Source organism: Chryseobacterium taklimakanense, assembly GCF_900187185.1.
Lineage (GTDB): Bacteria > Bacteroidota > Bacteroidia > Flavobacteriales > Weeksellaceae > Planobacterium > Planobacterium taklimakanense.
This window is the reverse complement of sequence record NZ_LT906465.1, coordinates 488,949-503,097: the sequence shown is the minus strand read 5'-3', so window position 1 is coordinate 503,097 and position 14,149 is coordinate 488,949. Positions and strand designations below refer to the sequence as shown.

Below are 14,149 nucleotides of genomic sequence, written 5' to 3'. Positions count from 1 at the left end.
AGTTTAGCGCTGCTGATATCGGTACAACTGACGCTGGAGTTGGAAGTTTAATTACCCGATTTTCAACCCAAAAATTCTTGAAGAAAATTATGATAAAAATCTTCTTTTTAGCGGATTGCAGAATTGTTAAATATCATTATATTTGCACAACGAAAAAATTTAGCAATGGCAAACCAAATTAAAGGAAAAATTTCTCAGATTATTGGCCCGGTAATCGACGTAGTTTTCGCTACTGAAGCAGAGCTGCCAAAAATTTATGATGCACTGGAGGTAACAAAAGATAATGGTGAAAAACTTGTTCTGGAAGTAGAACAGCACATCGGTGAAGACAGCGTAAGATGTATCGCGATGGATGCAACCGACGGACTGCAAAGAGGGCAGGAAGTGGTTGGCCAGGGTAGACAGATTACAATGCCCACCGGTGAAGCCGTATACGGACGCCTTTTCAATGTGGTTGGAGATGCGATCGACGGTCTTCCGGAAATTTCGAGAGAAGGCGGTTTGCCAATCCACAGGGAAGCACCAAAATTCGACCAGCTTTCTACATCTGCAGAAGTTCTTTTCACAGGTATTAAAGTAATCGACCTTATCGAGCCTTATGCAAAAGGTGGTAAAATCGGTTTGTTTGGTGGTGCCGGTGTAGGTAAAACAGTATTAATCCAGGAACTGATCAACAATATCGCTAAAGGCCACGGTGGTCTTTCCGTATTCGCAGGAGTAGGGGAAAGAACGCGTGAAGGAAACGACCTTTTGAGAGAAATGTTGGAATCCGGAATTATTAAATATGGTGAAGGTTTCATGCATTCTATGGAAGAAGGCGGTTGGGATCTTTCCAAAGCCGATCTTGAAGAAATGAAAGATTCTAAATGTACTTTCGTTTTCGGACAGATGAACGAGCCACCTGGAGCGCGTGCAAGGGTAGCCCTTTCCGGTCTTACCATTGCAGAATATTTCCGTGATGGTGACGGTGCAGGGCAGGGAAGAGACGTACTTTTCTTCGTAGATAATATCTTCCGTTTCACACAGGCAGGTTCTGAGGTGTCTGCACTTCTTGGGCGTATGCCTTCAGCGGTAGGTTACCAGCCAACGCTTGCTTCTGAAATGGGTGCGATGCAGGAGAGAATTACTTCTACTAAAAACGGTTCCATTACTTCAGTACAGGCGGTTTACGTACCTGCGGATGACTTAACAGACCCGGCGCCGGCTACAACCTTTGCCCACCTTGATGCTACTACCGTATTGGACAGAAAAATTGCTGCATTAGGTATTTATCCGGCGGTAGATCCGTTGGCTTCAACTTCAAGAATTCTTACTCCGGAAATCCTTGGTGAAGACCACTACAATACAGCTCAGAGAGTGAAAGAAATCCTTCAGAGATATAAAGCACTTCAGGATATCATCGCGATTCTTGGTATGGAAGAACTTTCTGAAGAGGATAAACTTGTGGTTTACCGTGCAAGAAAAGTTCAGAGATTCCTTTCACAGCCTTTCCACGTAGCAGAGCAGTTTACAGGTCTTAAAGGTGCATTGGTTGACATTAAAGATACCATCAAAGGCTTCAACATGATCATTGACGGTGAGCTTGACCAATATCCGGAAGCGGCTTTCAACCTGAAAGGAACCATCGAAGAAGCCATCGAGCACGGACAGAAACTTCTTGCTGAAAACGCATAAAATTATTAACAATTTGAGATTGAAATTTGAGTTGATCGCAATTTCAGATTTCAAATATCAAATTTCAAATTTGTTTTTATGAATATAAAAATTTTAACTCCGGAATTCGTGGTTTTTGATGGTGAGGTAAGTTCAGTACTGCTTCCCGGAAAAAACGGTGATTTCCATATCAAGAAAGATCACGCGGCGATTGTGGCTTCATTGGTAAACGGCAAAATCAAAGTTTATACAGACCGTATCGACGAAAAATTTGCCGGAAAATTCACCAAGGAAAATGAAAGGGAAAGTGTTTACTCTTTCAGAGTGAAAAGCGGCGTGGTAGAATTCAGTAACAACAAAGGGATTATCCTGGCTGAATGAAGAGACCCTTCCACAGATAACGAAAAAGCCTCTCAGAAATGAGAGGTTTTTATTTTTATCCTGAAAATTAATCGGTCTGTTACAAATTTTATAAGTCTAAATCACCCGCCGCTTCAGGTTGGTAAATAATTTCATCAATCACAATCTTTGTCATTCCCGACGGCAGAAGCCATTCGATCTCGTCACCAACTTTATAGCCGATCAGTGCGCTGGCAACGGCGGAGAAAATGGAAATTTTATTTTCTTTCAGGTTAGCATCCTTCGGATAAACGATTTTAAACTGCATTTTCTGTTTGTTATTCTGGAAATGAATTTTTACTACAGAGTTCATCGTTACCACATCTTCCGGTATGTCGTTCGGTTCCACAAGTTTCGCAGATTTCAGCTCATTCATCAGTTTTTCTGCCTCATCTTTTTTTATGGCGTTGTTCTGCTTTGTAAGATTGATGCTTTGATGGATCCGCGTATAGTCATTCTTGTTGATAATTATCTGGCTCATATTTTTTTTATTTTAGAAATTACACAAAAAGAAAACCGTCTGAAGAGTTTCAAACGGTTTTAATATTTATATTTAAATAAAATTAAAGCGGTTTAAAACTTAAATTTTGTTCTTCCAACAGTTTCTCAGCTGCAGTTTTGTAGTGGCCATTCACCAGTTTGTCGTGGATTGCATCAAACGCATCGAGGGTTTCATTGATCTCAGCATCAGTATGCGAAGCGGTAGGAATTAATCTTAATAAAATCATTCCTTTTGGAATTACCGGGTATACGACCACAGAAGTAAAGATTCCGAAATTTTCTCTTAAATCTTTTACCAAAAGGGTAGCTTCCACTGGGGTTCCCTGCATCATCACAGGCGTAACGCAAGTATTTGTGTTACCAAGATTGAAACCTCTTTCTTTAAGCCCGTTTTGTAATTTGTTTACGTTTTCCCAAAGTTTAGCTTTGATTTCGGGTCTTGTTCTTAGAAGTTCAAGTCTCTTCAACCCACCGATTACCATCGGCATTGTAAGCGATTTTGCAAAGATCTGCGAGCGGAGGTTGAATTTCAGATAACGGATAATTTCTTTATTTCCGGCGATGAATGCTCCAAAACCTGCCATAGATTTGGCGAAAGTGGAGAAGTAAACATCAATCTGGTCCTGGCAGCCCTGCTCTTCACCGGCTCCGGCTCCGGTTTTACCTAAAGTCCCGAATCCATGCGCATCATCCACCAGCAAACGGAAGTCATATTTCGATTTAAATTCGCAAATTTCCTTCAGTTTTCCCTGTTGTCCGGTCATCCCGAAAACGCCTTCAGTCACCACAAGGATTCCGCCGCCGTTTTCCTCAGCAACCTTTGTTGCCCTTTTGATGTTTTTCTCAAAACTTTCCATGTCATTGTGGCGGTACATGAAGCTTTTTCCCATGTGAAGGCGAACACCGTCCACGATACACGCATGAGAATCAGAATCATAAACAATAACATCGTGTCTGGAAACCAAAGCATCAATTGTAGAAACCATTCCCTGATAACCGAAATTCAAAAGATATGCAGACTCTTTACCTACAAAATCTGCAAGTTCACGCTCAAGCTGCAGGTGCTGTTCTGTTTCTCCTGACATCGCTCTGGCGCCCATTGGATAGAACATACCATATTCAGCAGCGGCTTTTGCATCAGCTTCCTTCACTTCAGGATGATTGCAAAGCCCTAAATAATCGTTGGCGCTCCAGAACACCACTTCGCGTCCTTGGAATTTCATTCTCGGCCCGATAGGTCCCTCAAGTTTCGGGAATATAAAATATCCTTCTCCATAATCAGCAAACTGGCCCAATGGTCCTGGGTTTTGCTTGATTCTTTCAAATATATCTACCATCAAATTTTGAATTTTATAATATTACAAATTTATTAATTTAAAACTAAAAAGCCCTTTGTTCTATCAAAAGGCTTTTACAGATATTTTTAATTTTCATTTTACGTATTCGGTTTTGAAAACCTCATCGTAATTGTGAACGCAGTTATTGATAAAGCCCTGTTCTGCCATCCACTGGTCGCTGTACACTTTGGTAATGTACCGCGAACCATGATCCGGGAAGATCAGTACCACCAAATCACTTTCCTTGAACGGATGAGAATTCGCATACTGAATAAATCCCTGAGTAACGGCGCCGGTTGTGTAACCGCCCATAATGGCTTCTTTCAAAGCGATTTCTCGGGTTCTGTAAGCGGACATTTCGTCATTTACCCTTACAAATTCATCAATTTTGTCGAAAAGAAGGGCAGAAGGTATCAGGTTTTTACCCATCCCTTCAATTTGGTATGGCCGGATGTCTTCTTTGTGGATTTCGCCGGTTTCGTGGTAGCTTTTCAGGATTGAACCCAAAGCATCAACACCAATAATTTTAATGTCTGGATTTTTTTCCTTTAGGAATTTAGCAGAACCAGAAAGTGTACCGCCGGTCCCTGTACAGGCAAACAGGTGCGTCACTTTACCTTCGGTCTGTTCCCAGATTTCCGGGCCTGTGGTTTTATAATGTGCATTAATATTCAGTTCGTTGAAATATTGATTGATATAAACGGAGTTAGGGGTTTCAGCAGCGATTCTTTTTGCCACTTCATAATAAGATCTGGGATCATCTGCAGGAACGTTTGCCGGGCAGATGTAAACCTGTGCACCAAGAGCTTTCAGATAAGCGATTTTTTCCGGTTTTGTCTTGTCGCTTACGGCAAGGATACATTTGTAACCTTTCACGATGGAAACCATTGCTACTGAAAAGCCTGTATTTCCGGATGTAGTTTCCACGATTACGGAATCAGATTTCAGGATTCCCTGCTTTTCGGCGTTTTCAATAATATGAAGTGCTATCCTGTCTTTGGTAGAGTGCCCGGGGTTGCAGGATTCCAGTTTTGCAAATACTTGCGCTGGAATATCCTTAACAACGGAGTTAAGCCTCAACATTGGCGTATTACCAATCAGTTCCAGAATATTATTGTAAACATTCGTCATTTTACTAAATCATTTTTTCACTAAAAACCATCGGCAAAATTACAATTTTTTTTTGGTTTCCGGTTATTTTGCGAATTTAGTTAAGTTTAATAAGCAAAAAAATGACTTCAGTCATATTTTTACATTCAGGGCCGTTTTGTCAAAAACTGAGCCAAAATCCCTTGGTTGCTTAATGGGGTTCAATTAAAAAATCTTATTTTCGCAACATCTAATTTTATATATGAAAAACTGGACTTTCAAGACCTGGAATACTGTATTGGGCTGGGTTGTTTTTGTGATAGCATTCATAACTTATCTATCCACGATGGAGCGCAAATTCAGCTTTTGGGATACAGGTGAATACATTTCATCTGCAGTTAAATTAGAGGTGACCCACGCTCCTGGTGCGGCGCTTTTTCAGTTGGTAGGCGCGGTTGCGGCAATGTTTGCGTTTGGAAATGAAGCCAATTATGGGGTGGTGATCAATGCCATGTCGGCCCTGTTCAGTGCCTTTACGATTTTATTTCTGTTTTGGACCATTACGCACCTGGTGAGAAGGCTTTTAAATAAAGATTTTGAGGAAGTTAGCAGACATCAGGAAATTTCCATTCTTTTTGCGGGTTTGGTAGGTGCTTTGGCATTTACTTTTTCAGATACATTTTGGTTTTCTGCGGTGGAAGGCGAGGTTTACTCGATGGCTTCCATGTTCATCGCGCTGATTCTTTGGCTGATGATGAAATGGGAAAATGAATACCACGAATCGGACAATGAACGGTGGATACTCCTGATTTTCTTCGCGACCGGGCTTGGCGTTGGGGTGCATATGATGGTAATGCTGGTGATTCCCGCGGTTTGCCTTATTTATTACGCCAGAAATTATAAGTTCACATGGAAGAGTTTTGCCATTGCAAACGTCATTACTTTGGGCGTATTGATTTTTGTGTTTAAACTCATTTTCCCATTAATCATGACGATGTTTGGGAAAATTGAAATATTTGCGGTAAACGGAATTGGTTTGCCCTTCCATTCAGGAACTGTGATGGCGTTTGTCATTTTGGTTGCGCTGTGTTATTACGCGGTAAAGTTTGCTAAAAAACAGAATAATAAAATTTATCAGACGGCTGCTTTATCAGTAATTTATTTGATTATCGGATTCTCCTGCTGGCTGGTGATTCCAATCCGGGCGAATGCAAATCCACCGATGAACCTTAATAATCCGGATAACGCCATCGGAATGCTTGATTACTACAACCGTGTGCAGTACGGCGACTGGCCAACACTTTATGGGCAAAACTACACCGCAACACTGGATTACAACGGAATGGTAAAAAATGAGGACGGTAGCTACAAGCAGGATAAAACTGGAGATATCTATGAAAAAGATGAAAAAGCCGGCAATTACAGGAAAGTGGGCGAGCGCTTCAATTATGTTTACAGCAAGGACCATGTGAGCATCATGCCGAGAATGTTCAATGATGATAAAGACGTGATGTCCAACTATATTTCAATGTATGGCGCACCGGATTTTACGTTCAACTTTGATAATCCGGATATTGCAGATAATCCGCAGGCTAAAAAAATATTTGATGATTTAAGGGCAAAATATGACAACGGCACCATAAAAGTTGATGACTATTTGGATGTGAAAGGTTATGATCTGATAAACGTTCAAAGGCCTTCACTAGCTCAAAACCTTGATTATTTCTTCACTTTTCAGAATTATTACTATTTCGTCCGCTACCTGATGTGGAACTATGTTGGCCGTCAAAACGATTTGGAAGGTCATATGGAAAATAACCGCGGAAACTGGATTTCAGGAATTTCTTTCATAGACAATGCGCTTTGGGGAAATCAGGATAAGATGCCTGCGAAATTTAAGAATGAAAGTACGGTTGCGTTTTTCTTTCTGCCTTTAATTTTGGGATTGATTGGGCTTTTTTATCAGGCAAACAAAGATTTTGAGCGGTTCTATGCGATATTGGCGCTTTTCATTTTAACCAGTGTCGGAATTATCTTCTACACCGGTGTTAAACCTTTTGAGGCTCGTGAAAGAGATTACGCGATGGTCGGATCTTTCTATGCCTTTGCCATTTGGATCGGCCTGGGCGCAGCTGCCATTCTTTGGTATTTACAGAAAAAAATAAAGTCAGATGCTGCCAATATCGTTGCAGGATTGGTTTTGCTTGGTGTTCCTTTGATGATGGGCTTCCAGAATTATAACCCGCACGACAGAAGCGGCAGAAGTACGGCTTACGATTATACGTATTCAACGATGAAATCCCTGCCGAAAGACGGTTTGCTTTTCGTGTACGGTGACAATGACACTTATCCGCTTTGGGGAATGCAGGAGACCGAGCGTTTCCGCGACGATGTGAAGTTGGTGAATTTTACCTTACTTTCTACACCCTGGTACATTGACCAGATGAAGCGCAGGACCTATAATTCCATGCCTGTACCCTCAGTTCTTACTCATGAAGATTATCGGGAAGGAACCAACGATCAGGTTTATCTGATGTCTCCGGACCAATGGAAAGATCTGTTTTCATCATTGGCCGAAAGAGGAATTCCTGAAAGTTCACTTTCGGAGTTTAAACAGTTCCAGACACAGGATTCAATGACGGTGAAGGATGCGGTAAATTTTTTAAAGAAAAAGTCTGAAGGCAAAGACGCAATCCTGAAATTACTTTTTGGTGAATCAAAATACGAGCGGTTTAATTTCCTTCCGGTTTCCAGATTCGTAATTCCGGTGAATAAAGCTAATGCAGTGAAATCGGGCATCATAAAGCCACAGGATGCGGCGTTGGCTGTAGATCAGATCACGGTTGATTATAAACGCCAAAGTATGTTTAAAAACAGCATGCTTTTGATGGATATTCTGGCAAATTTCGACTGGAAAAGGCCAATCAGTTTCTCCTCCGGCGGAGTTTATGATCCTGAAAATATCTTTTACCTGGGTGATTATTTGCAGTTTGACGGCTTTAGCTACAGACTGGTTCCAATCAAAACTCCTGAAGATGAGTCCGGGGACATGGGAAGGGTAGATGCTGATGACCTGTACAGAATTGTTAAAAATTTCAAGTGGGGTAATTTCAAGGATTTGAATGTTCATTTTGATGAAACCTGTACACAAAACATCATGGGGTACAGAAGTTCGGCCAGCCGCGCTGCGGAAGCACTTGTAATGAAAGGTGATAGGCAGAGAGCTGTAGAGCTAATGGATCTGGTTACCAAAGAAATTCCGGTGCAGAAATACAATGATCCACGCTCGCTGAGTGCCGTAGTTTATGCCTATATCCTTGCGGGCCAGGAACAGAAAGGCCTTCAGCTGGCAGAAGAGCTTAAAAAAGGCATTTTTGAAGAGTATGATTATTATACCAGCCTCTCACCGGAAGATCAGCGTTTTGCCGGCAGACAGATGCGTACAAAACCTCTGGAATTTTCAATGGTGGTGCAGGCCGTAACCAATGCCTACGACAAACTCGGACAGAAAAATAAATCCTATGATTATCTCGTAAAATCATTGGGGCCTCTGGACAAGCGCTACAATACCTTCATCAAAGACCTTGAAGCAATGGGCAAGGAAAAAGCTTACAGGGAGGCTGATAAGATACAGAATATCGTTCCTTTCTACCATTATATTTTTGATGTGATGAAGCCTTACGATTCCACCTACGGGCCGGAAAAACTTAAGCAGATTGAAACGCAGATCATGCGGGCGACACAGTAAAACTTATAGGATTTATTTCATTGGCGGGCTTTGTCCGCCTTTTGTTTTAGCTTAATTTTAAAAACTATCTTTGCAGTTAATATCACTTTTGTAGCCTGAAAATATCTGATGGAGCGCACGCAGCAATTTGAGAGGATGCCAGTTTATGCGGTAGTTTTTACCGTCGTTTTCAAACTTTTATTTTTACTGACTCACCACATTCAGGAGGATGCCTTTATCACATGGCGCGTAGCACAAAACCTTTTAGATTATGGCGTCATTGGCTTTAACGGAGATACCAGGATTTCAGCTTCTACTACGCATCTTTATGTTTTTGTGTCGTGGTTTTTTAATTTAATTTTTGGTAAAGATCACTTCGTAATTCCTATTTTGATCTTCAACTCTCTCCTTTTCACTGCTGGCAGTTATCTTCTTTCTAAAATCATCCTTACAAACCCAATACATCAGGCTGTTTTCATTTTCTTATTCGGAATACTTCCACCATCAATAAAAATTTCAATTCTTGGTATGGAGTACGGAATACTGTTTTTTCTGGAAATGAGTCTGCTTTATTTTGGTTTTACGAAAGGAAAAAACTGGGCTTTGGTGATTTTACCGGTACTGATTCTTTTTACAAGAATTGATACGGTCATATTCCTGGGAATCGTATTTATCGTGGATTTGGTTTTCAGCAAAAAAATAAACTGGTATTACGTTTTAGGCGGAATTCTTGGTTTAATTTCGGTTTTAAGTTTCAATTGGTTTTATTTCCATGAGATTGTAAATAACACAATCGTCGCAAAGCAGACCACATATGATCAGGCCTTTACTTCGCGGCAAAACTGGATATACTTTCTTCAGAATTTCGGAAATTATTGGGGCATGCTCAAGTTGCCCGGCAGTTTTAATCCTTTTACCATTTTGGTTATGGTTTTCGAGCTTTTATGTTTTATTTTTTTAATCAGGAAGAAAGATTCCAGAAACAAATTTCTCTGGATCATTTTTGTTTTTGCGTGGACGAAGCAGATCATCTTTATATCACAGAAAAGCTATTTCGACTGGTATTATTGGGTGCCGCAAATCCTGCTGTTTGTGCCAGTTTTGATATTTGTGATCGAACAGAAGCATAGAAAATATCTGTGGCTTACACTCCTTGTAGTTTTCTATATCCTGCCAATGTTGGCGTTTCAGACAATACATTCAATCGCAACCGGAAATGGGGAATGGAATTATAGAAGGAACATCGGCATTTTCCTGAATAATTATGAACAGGACAAAAACCAGTGGATTTTACTGGAACCGGCCGGCTATGTACCGTATTTTTCAGGCTTAAAAACCATTGATGAAGTTGGTTTGGTAGATAAAGAAATACAGGCTGAAATAAAGAAAGATAAAGCGAATTACTGGGTCAATACAGTGAAAAAACGTCAGCCTAAATATCTTCTTTCTTACAGGGATTTATTTGTGGGTAAAGATGCTGTATACTACAGAGGCCATTATAAACTTTTAAAGGAATTCAGGATAAACGATTATCTTCAGAGCGAAAATAAAATCCTTGAAAAAGTCTATAAATTAAAACCTTCAGGAACTGATTATAATCTTTATATAAGAATAAAATAATGAGATACTGCGCATTTTTAAGAGGTGTAAATGTAAAAGGAACTGCCATGAAAATGGCCGATGTTTGTGCCGTTTTTCTAAACGCGGGAATGAAAAATGTTGTGTCTGTTTTAGCAACCGGCAATATACTTTTCGATTCTGAAAAAAATGAAACACAGCTGAAAACGGTTCTGGAAAAATCAATGGCTGACTATTTTGATTATGAAGCATTTATGTTTATTAGAAAGGCAGACTTCGTCACCCATGCTTTGAAAAACAATCCTTTCACTAAATCTGAGGAATATCACAGTTATGTTTTTATTTCTTCTGATGAAATCGTGGAAGAATTGATGAACGAATTTGCTAAAGGAATAAAATCAGACGGCGAAGCTGCAAAAATTGTCCAAAAAGTCTTTTACTGGAAAATTAAAAAAGGTGAAACTTTGAATTCTGATTTTGGTAAAATTTTAGGCAAAAAATCATTTAAAGACAAAATCACTTCAAGAAATATCAATACCTTTGAGAAAATAGTTGCTAAGCTTTAATTTATAGAAAAAAATGATTCAGTTCTTAGATAAAATTCACCATAAAGATTCAAAAAATTTCTTCCTGATTGCCGGGCCGTGCGCCATAGAAAGCGAGGATATGGCGTTTGAAATTGCAGAAAAGATTGTGAGGCTTTCAGACAAATATCAGATTCCCTACATCTTTAAAGGAAGTTTCAAAAAAGCCAACCGCAGCCGTGTAGATTCCTTTACCGGAATCGGCGACGAAAAGGCTCTCGAAATCCTGAAGAAAGTTGGCGAAAATTTCAATATTCCCACCACCACAGACATTCACGAAAATGAACATGCAGCATTAGCCGCAAAATATGTTGATGTACTGCAGATTCCGGCTTTTCTGGTGCGCCAGACTGATCTTTTGGTGGCTGCAGCCAATACGGGGAAGTGTGTAACATTGAAAAAGGGCCAGTTTCTGTCACCGGAATCCATGAAATTTGCCGTGGAAAAAGTAAGGGATTCTGGCAACGAGAAAACGGCCATCATTGAGCGCGGAAACTCGTTTGGTTATACCGATTTGGTGGTGGATTTCCGCGGCATTCCAACAATGCAGAATTATGCGCCGGTAATTTTAGATGTAACGCATTCTTTGCAACAACCGAATCAAAATTCCGGCGTTACAGGAGGTCGTCCGGAATTAATTGAGACCATCGCTAAAGCTGGAATTGCCGTGGGTGCCAATGGAATTTTCATTGAAACCCATCCGGATCCCTCATGCGCAAAATCAGACGGTGCCAATATGCTGAAACTTGATCTGCTCGAGAATTTATTGGGAAAATTAACAAAAATCAGAGAAGCAATTTTATAACAAAAAAAGTCACTTCAAAACGAAATGACTTCTATGTAATTTTTTACTGTAAAGTTTTCTTTATGGCCTATCATCCGTAGCCACATACTTTTTGTTAATAAAAATAATATCTATTTTAGTAGGCTGCTCTTTTATACTATTAAAATCTCCAATAATCCTCCATGTTCCACTATTTTTTCCGAGTGCCCATCCAAAAGTTTGAACGGTTGTTCCACTCCCTTCAGAACCAAATACGTTGGTTAAAAATGTATTAATAAATGGGTTGTTAGCAGCAGTACTACCTGTCGTAGTATATCTATCAGACAATTTGTAGCTGATATTAGATAAGATGGCTTCCCATTTTGTAGTGGACATCCCGGTATCAAAACCGCTACCCGAAGACGGCCAGTCACCTACGGTATACTGGCGTGTTACAAATATGGCGGTGGAATTATCCAGTGCATTAAACCCTGTATAATTTTTATTTGGGATCAAATCTTTATTTAGCGCTTTTCCTAAGTTGCCGTTAGCATCGGTCATCATAACGTTCGTAGCTGTAAACGTGGTAGATTTGGTAGCACTGCCATTATATAGGGCATTCGTAGTTCCGTCTATTTGGATGTCTCTAACCCTCATTGTTCCGTTAACATCTAAAACCTCGGTAGGTGCAGTATTTTTAATACCAACTTTACCAAGCTGGGCTTTTAAGGCAAAACTGAGTAATACAGAACCCAATATTATTATTTTTTTCATTGTCTCAATATTAAGGTCTATCAGTTGCTACATAATTTTTATTGATGAAAAGGATATCTACCGGAGTAACCTGCTCAATTATGCCTCCAAAATCTCCTATTACCCTCCATGTGGTTCCGGATTTTCCTAATGTATAGCCAAAAGTTGCTGTGGTTTTAGTACCTGCACTGACCTCGGAGCCGAATAATTTGGATAAAAAGTTGTTTACTGCTGTATTGGCAGCACTGGTGTCGTTGCTCGTAGTATCTCTGTTGGAAAGTTTATAACTTACATTAGACATTACGGCTTCCCATTTTGCGGTGGACATTCCGGTATCGAAACCTGCTCCTGCATTTTGACCGGAAGGCCAGTCTGTAACAGAGTATCTCCTGATAACAAACATAGCTGTAGAAGCATCTGTAGCTGTAAAGCCAGTTGTAGCATTATTAGGAACAAGATCTTTATTCGCGGCTTTGCCTAAATTGCCGTTCGCATCTATAAGAACCGGGGCTGTTGCTGTAAATGTAGTGGCTTTCGTTGCAGCACCATTGTATAAAGCATTGGCAGCACCATCTACAGGTAAATCTCTTACTCTTGCAGTTCCGTTAACATCTAAAACTTCTGTTGGGGTAGTTGTATTGATACCAACTTTCCCTGTTTGTGCATTTAAACTAAAGCAGAACGCTAAAGTTCCTAAAATAAAAAATTTTTTCATCATTTTTTCTAAAATTTGTTTTGCAAATATAATGAATTACCTGTTGTGCATTTAGAAATTAAAAAGAAAAAAGATTGTTCATTTGATTAAAAAATCGTATATTTAATTGGTTACCAAGCCATTAAATACATGAACAATCTCATTCAAAACTACGAAATTATTTTAAAAGAATTGACAAAAACCTGCAACCATATCACCACTAAGAAGCAAATCAGACTTCCAAAAATGTCCGACTTGGAACTTGTGGCACTTAATATTACCGCAGAATACATGTCGATTAACTCTGAACTACAGTTGTTTAGGTGTATTTCGGGAACTGGTTTGGACGAAAAGATAGAAAGAAGCGTATATAACAGAAGGAAAAGAAAACTTTTCCCTTACATTGAGAAAATTCGGGAAACTCTGAGCGGAAAGTTTGCAGACTTTACCGACGTCTTCATTGTGGATTCAACACCCATTGAAATATGTAAAATAAGCAGGGCAAATCGTTCCGCAATTTGCTCTACGGATGAAATCAAACCTGCATTTGGATATTGTGCGGCGCAGAAGTCAAGATATTTTGGCTATAAACTACATGCAGTTTGTGATAAGAATGGAATCTTTCACTCTTTTGATTTTTCGCCCGCAAATGTCCACGATGTAAATTATCTTTTCGATATTAAAGAAAATTTTCAAAATTGTTTATTAATCGGAGACAGAGGATATATCAGCAAAGAATTGCAAGTGGATTTATTCAATTTCTCCAAGATTAACCTTTCGGTTCCTATGCGCAGGAATCAACATGGTTTTGTGGAGTTTTCAAGGACGAAATCAAAAATAAGAAAGAGAATTGAAACCAATATCTCGCAACTGTGCGGACAGTTCACCATAAACACGAACTTTGCAAAAACCTTTCAAGGTCTTGCGACAAGAATAGTGTCAAAAATAACTTCTTTCACAATGATTCAATACCTGAATTTCTTCGTGTTTAAAAGAAGTTTAAATAAACTAAAAGTTAATTTGTGCTAAATGCACAACAGGTAATGAATTTTAAAAACGTACATATTATGA

The 14,149-nt window shown here is 39.6% G+C and carries 12 protein-coding genes; 7 read left to right on the top strand and 5 right to left on the bottom strand.

Annotated elements, in window-relative coordinates; genetic code table 11:
- Positions 1 to 165 precede the first annotated feature (165 nt).
- Positions 166 to 1,674 (top strand): F0F1 ATP synthase subunit beta, encoded by a 1,509-nt coding sequence (gene atpD / locus CKV81_RS02470; protein WP_095070097.1) that lies wholly within the window; start codon positions 166 to 168, stop codon positions 1,672 to 1,674.
- A gap of 78 nt (positions 1,675 to 1,752) precedes the next feature.
- Positions 1,753 to 2,034: a F0F1 ATP synthase subunit epsilon gene (locus CKV81_RS02465; RefSeq protein WP_095070096.1), complete on the top strand. Its 282-nt coding sequence runs from the start codon at positions 1,753 to 1,755 to the stop codon at positions 2,032 to 2,034.
- A gap of 88 nt (positions 2,035 to 2,122) precedes the next feature.
- Here the strand turns inward: CKV81_RS02465 and rnk are convergent, their stop codons facing one another.
- The 3 genes from rnk to CKV81_RS02450 all read right to left on the bottom strand — a co-directional run bounded on the left by rnk (position 2,123) and on the right by CKV81_RS02450 (position 5,021).
- A complete protein-coding gene (gene rnk, locus CKV81_RS02460; protein ID WP_095070095.1) occupies positions 2,123 to 2,533 on the bottom strand; it encodes a nucleoside diphosphate kinase regulator in 411 nt (136 codons plus the stop codon).
- 82 nt (positions 2,534 to 2,615) lie between these two features.
- Positions 2,616 to 3,890: an aminotransferase class I/II-fold pyridoxal phosphate-dependent enzyme gene (locus CKV81_RS02455; protein WP_095070094.1), complete on the bottom strand. Its 1,275-nt coding sequence runs from the start codon at positions 3,888 to 3,890 to the stop codon at positions 2,616 to 2,618.
- 93 nt (positions 3,891 to 3,983) lie between these two features.
- Positions 3,984 to 5,021: a PLP-dependent cysteine synthase family protein gene (locus CKV81_RS02450; RefSeq protein WP_095070092.1), complete on the bottom strand. Its 1,038-nt coding sequence runs from the start codon at positions 5,019 to 5,021 to the stop codon at positions 3,984 to 3,986.
- A 220-nt stretch (positions 5,022 to 5,241) separates the two neighbouring features.
- On the opposite strand from CKV81_RS02450, the gene CKV81_RS02445 reads away from it, so the two are divergent.
- From CKV81_RS02445 to kdsA, 4 genes are all read left to right on the top strand, one after another.
- Positions 5,242 to 8,727 (top strand): protein O-mannosyl-transferase family, encoded by a 3,486-nt coding sequence (locus CKV81_RS02445; RefSeq protein ID WP_095070087.1) that lies wholly within the window; start codon positions 5,242 to 5,244, stop codon positions 8,725 to 8,727.
- 108 nt (positions 8,728 to 8,835) lie between these two features.
- Positions 8,836 to 10,326 (top strand): LTA synthase family protein, encoded by a 1,491-nt coding sequence (locus CKV81_RS02440; RefSeq protein WP_095070085.1) that lies wholly within the window; start codon positions 8,836 to 8,838, stop codon positions 10,324 to 10,326.
- Positions 10,326 to 10,850, top strand: coding sequence for a DUF1697 domain-containing protein (locus tag CKV81_RS02435; RefSeq protein WP_185116910.1), 525 nt, complete (start codon positions 10,326 to 10,328; stop codon positions 10,848 to 10,850). The genes CKV81_RS02440 and CKV81_RS02435 overlap by 1 nt, the downstream gene beginning before the upstream one ends.
- A 13-nt stretch (positions 10,851 to 10,863) precedes the next feature.
- The gene (kdsA, locus tag CKV81_RS02430) at positions 10,864 to 11,673 is read left to right on the top strand and encodes a 3-deoxy-8-phosphooctulonate synthase (RefSeq protein WP_095070082.1); all 810 of its coding nucleotides are present in this window, start codon (positions 10,864 to 10,866) and stop codon (positions 11,671 to 11,673) included.
- A 60-nt stretch (positions 11,674 to 11,733) separates the two neighbouring features.
- Here the strand turns inward: kdsA and CKV81_RS02425 are convergent, their stop codons facing one another.
- Together CKV81_RS02425 and CKV81_RS02420 are read right to left on the bottom strand one after the other, a co-directional pair.
- A complete protein-coding gene (locus CKV81_RS02425; RefSeq protein ID WP_095070077.1) occupies positions 11,734 to 12,405 on the bottom strand; it encodes a hypothetical protein in 672 nt (223 codons plus the stop codon).
- Between the two features lie 10 nt (positions 12,406 to 12,415).
- Complete coding sequence (locus CKV81_RS02420; protein ID WP_095070074.1) at positions 12,416 to 13,102, bottom strand: hypothetical protein; 687 nt, start codon at positions 13,100 to 13,102, stop codon at positions 12,416 to 12,418.
- Between the two features lie 126 nt (positions 13,103 to 13,228).
- Here CKV81_RS02420 and CKV81_RS02415 point away from each other — a divergent pair, with 126 nt between their 5' ends.
- Positions 13,229 to 14,107: an IS982 family transposase gene (locus CKV81_RS02415; protein ID WP_095070070.1), complete on the top strand. Its 879-nt coding sequence runs from the start codon at positions 13,229 to 13,231 to the stop codon at positions 14,105 to 14,107.
- Positions 14,108 to 14,149 lie beyond the last annotated feature (42 nt).

Excerpts from the sequence above, each read along its gene's own strand:
- CKV81_RS02435 (WP_185116910.1), top strand. The coding sequence starts at position 10,326 with ATGAGATACTGCGCATTTTTAAGAGGTGTAAATGTAAAAGGAACTGCC.
- rnk (WP_095070095.1), bottom strand. The coding sequence starts at position 2,533 with ATGAGCCAGATAATTATCAACAAGAATGACTATACGCGGATCCATCAA.
- atpD (WP_095070097.1), top strand. The coding sequence starts at position 166 with ATGGCAAACCAAATTAAAGGAAAAATTTCTCAGATTATTGGCCCGGTA.
- CKV81_RS02420 (WP_095070074.1), bottom strand. The coding sequence starts at position 13,102 with ATGATGAAAAAATTTTTTATTTTAGGAACTTTAGCGTTCTGCTTTAGT.
- CKV81_RS02440 (WP_095070085.1), top strand. The coding sequence starts at position 8,836 with ATGGAGCGCACGCAGCAATTTGAGAGGATGCCAGTTTATGCGGTAGTT.
- CKV81_RS02445 (WP_095070087.1), top strand. The coding sequence starts at position 5,242 with ATGAAAAACTGGACTTTCAAGACCTGGAATACTGTATTGGGCTGGGTT.
- CKV81_RS02450 (WP_095070092.1), bottom strand. The coding sequence starts at position 5,021 with ATGACGAATGTTTACAATAATATTCTGGAACTGATTGGTAATACGCCA.
- CKV81_RS02455 (WP_095070094.1), bottom strand. The coding sequence starts at position 3,890 with ATGGTAGATATATTTGAAAGAATCAAGCAAAACCCAGGACCATTGGGC.
- CKV81_RS02415 (WP_095070070.1), top strand. The coding sequence starts at position 13,229 with ATGAACAATCTCATTCAAAACTACGAAATTATTTTAAAAGAATTGACA.
- kdsA (WP_095070082.1), top strand. The coding sequence starts at position 10,864 with ATGATTCAGTTCTTAGATAAAATTCACCATAAAGATTCAAAAAATTTC.
- CKV81_RS02425 (WP_095070077.1), bottom strand. The coding sequence starts at position 12,405 with ATGAAAAAAATAATAATATTGGGTTCTGTATTACTCAGTTTTGCCTTA.
- CKV81_RS02465 (WP_095070096.1), top strand. The coding sequence starts at position 1,753 with ATGAATATAAAAATTTTAACTCCGGAATTCGTGGTTTTTGATGGTGAG.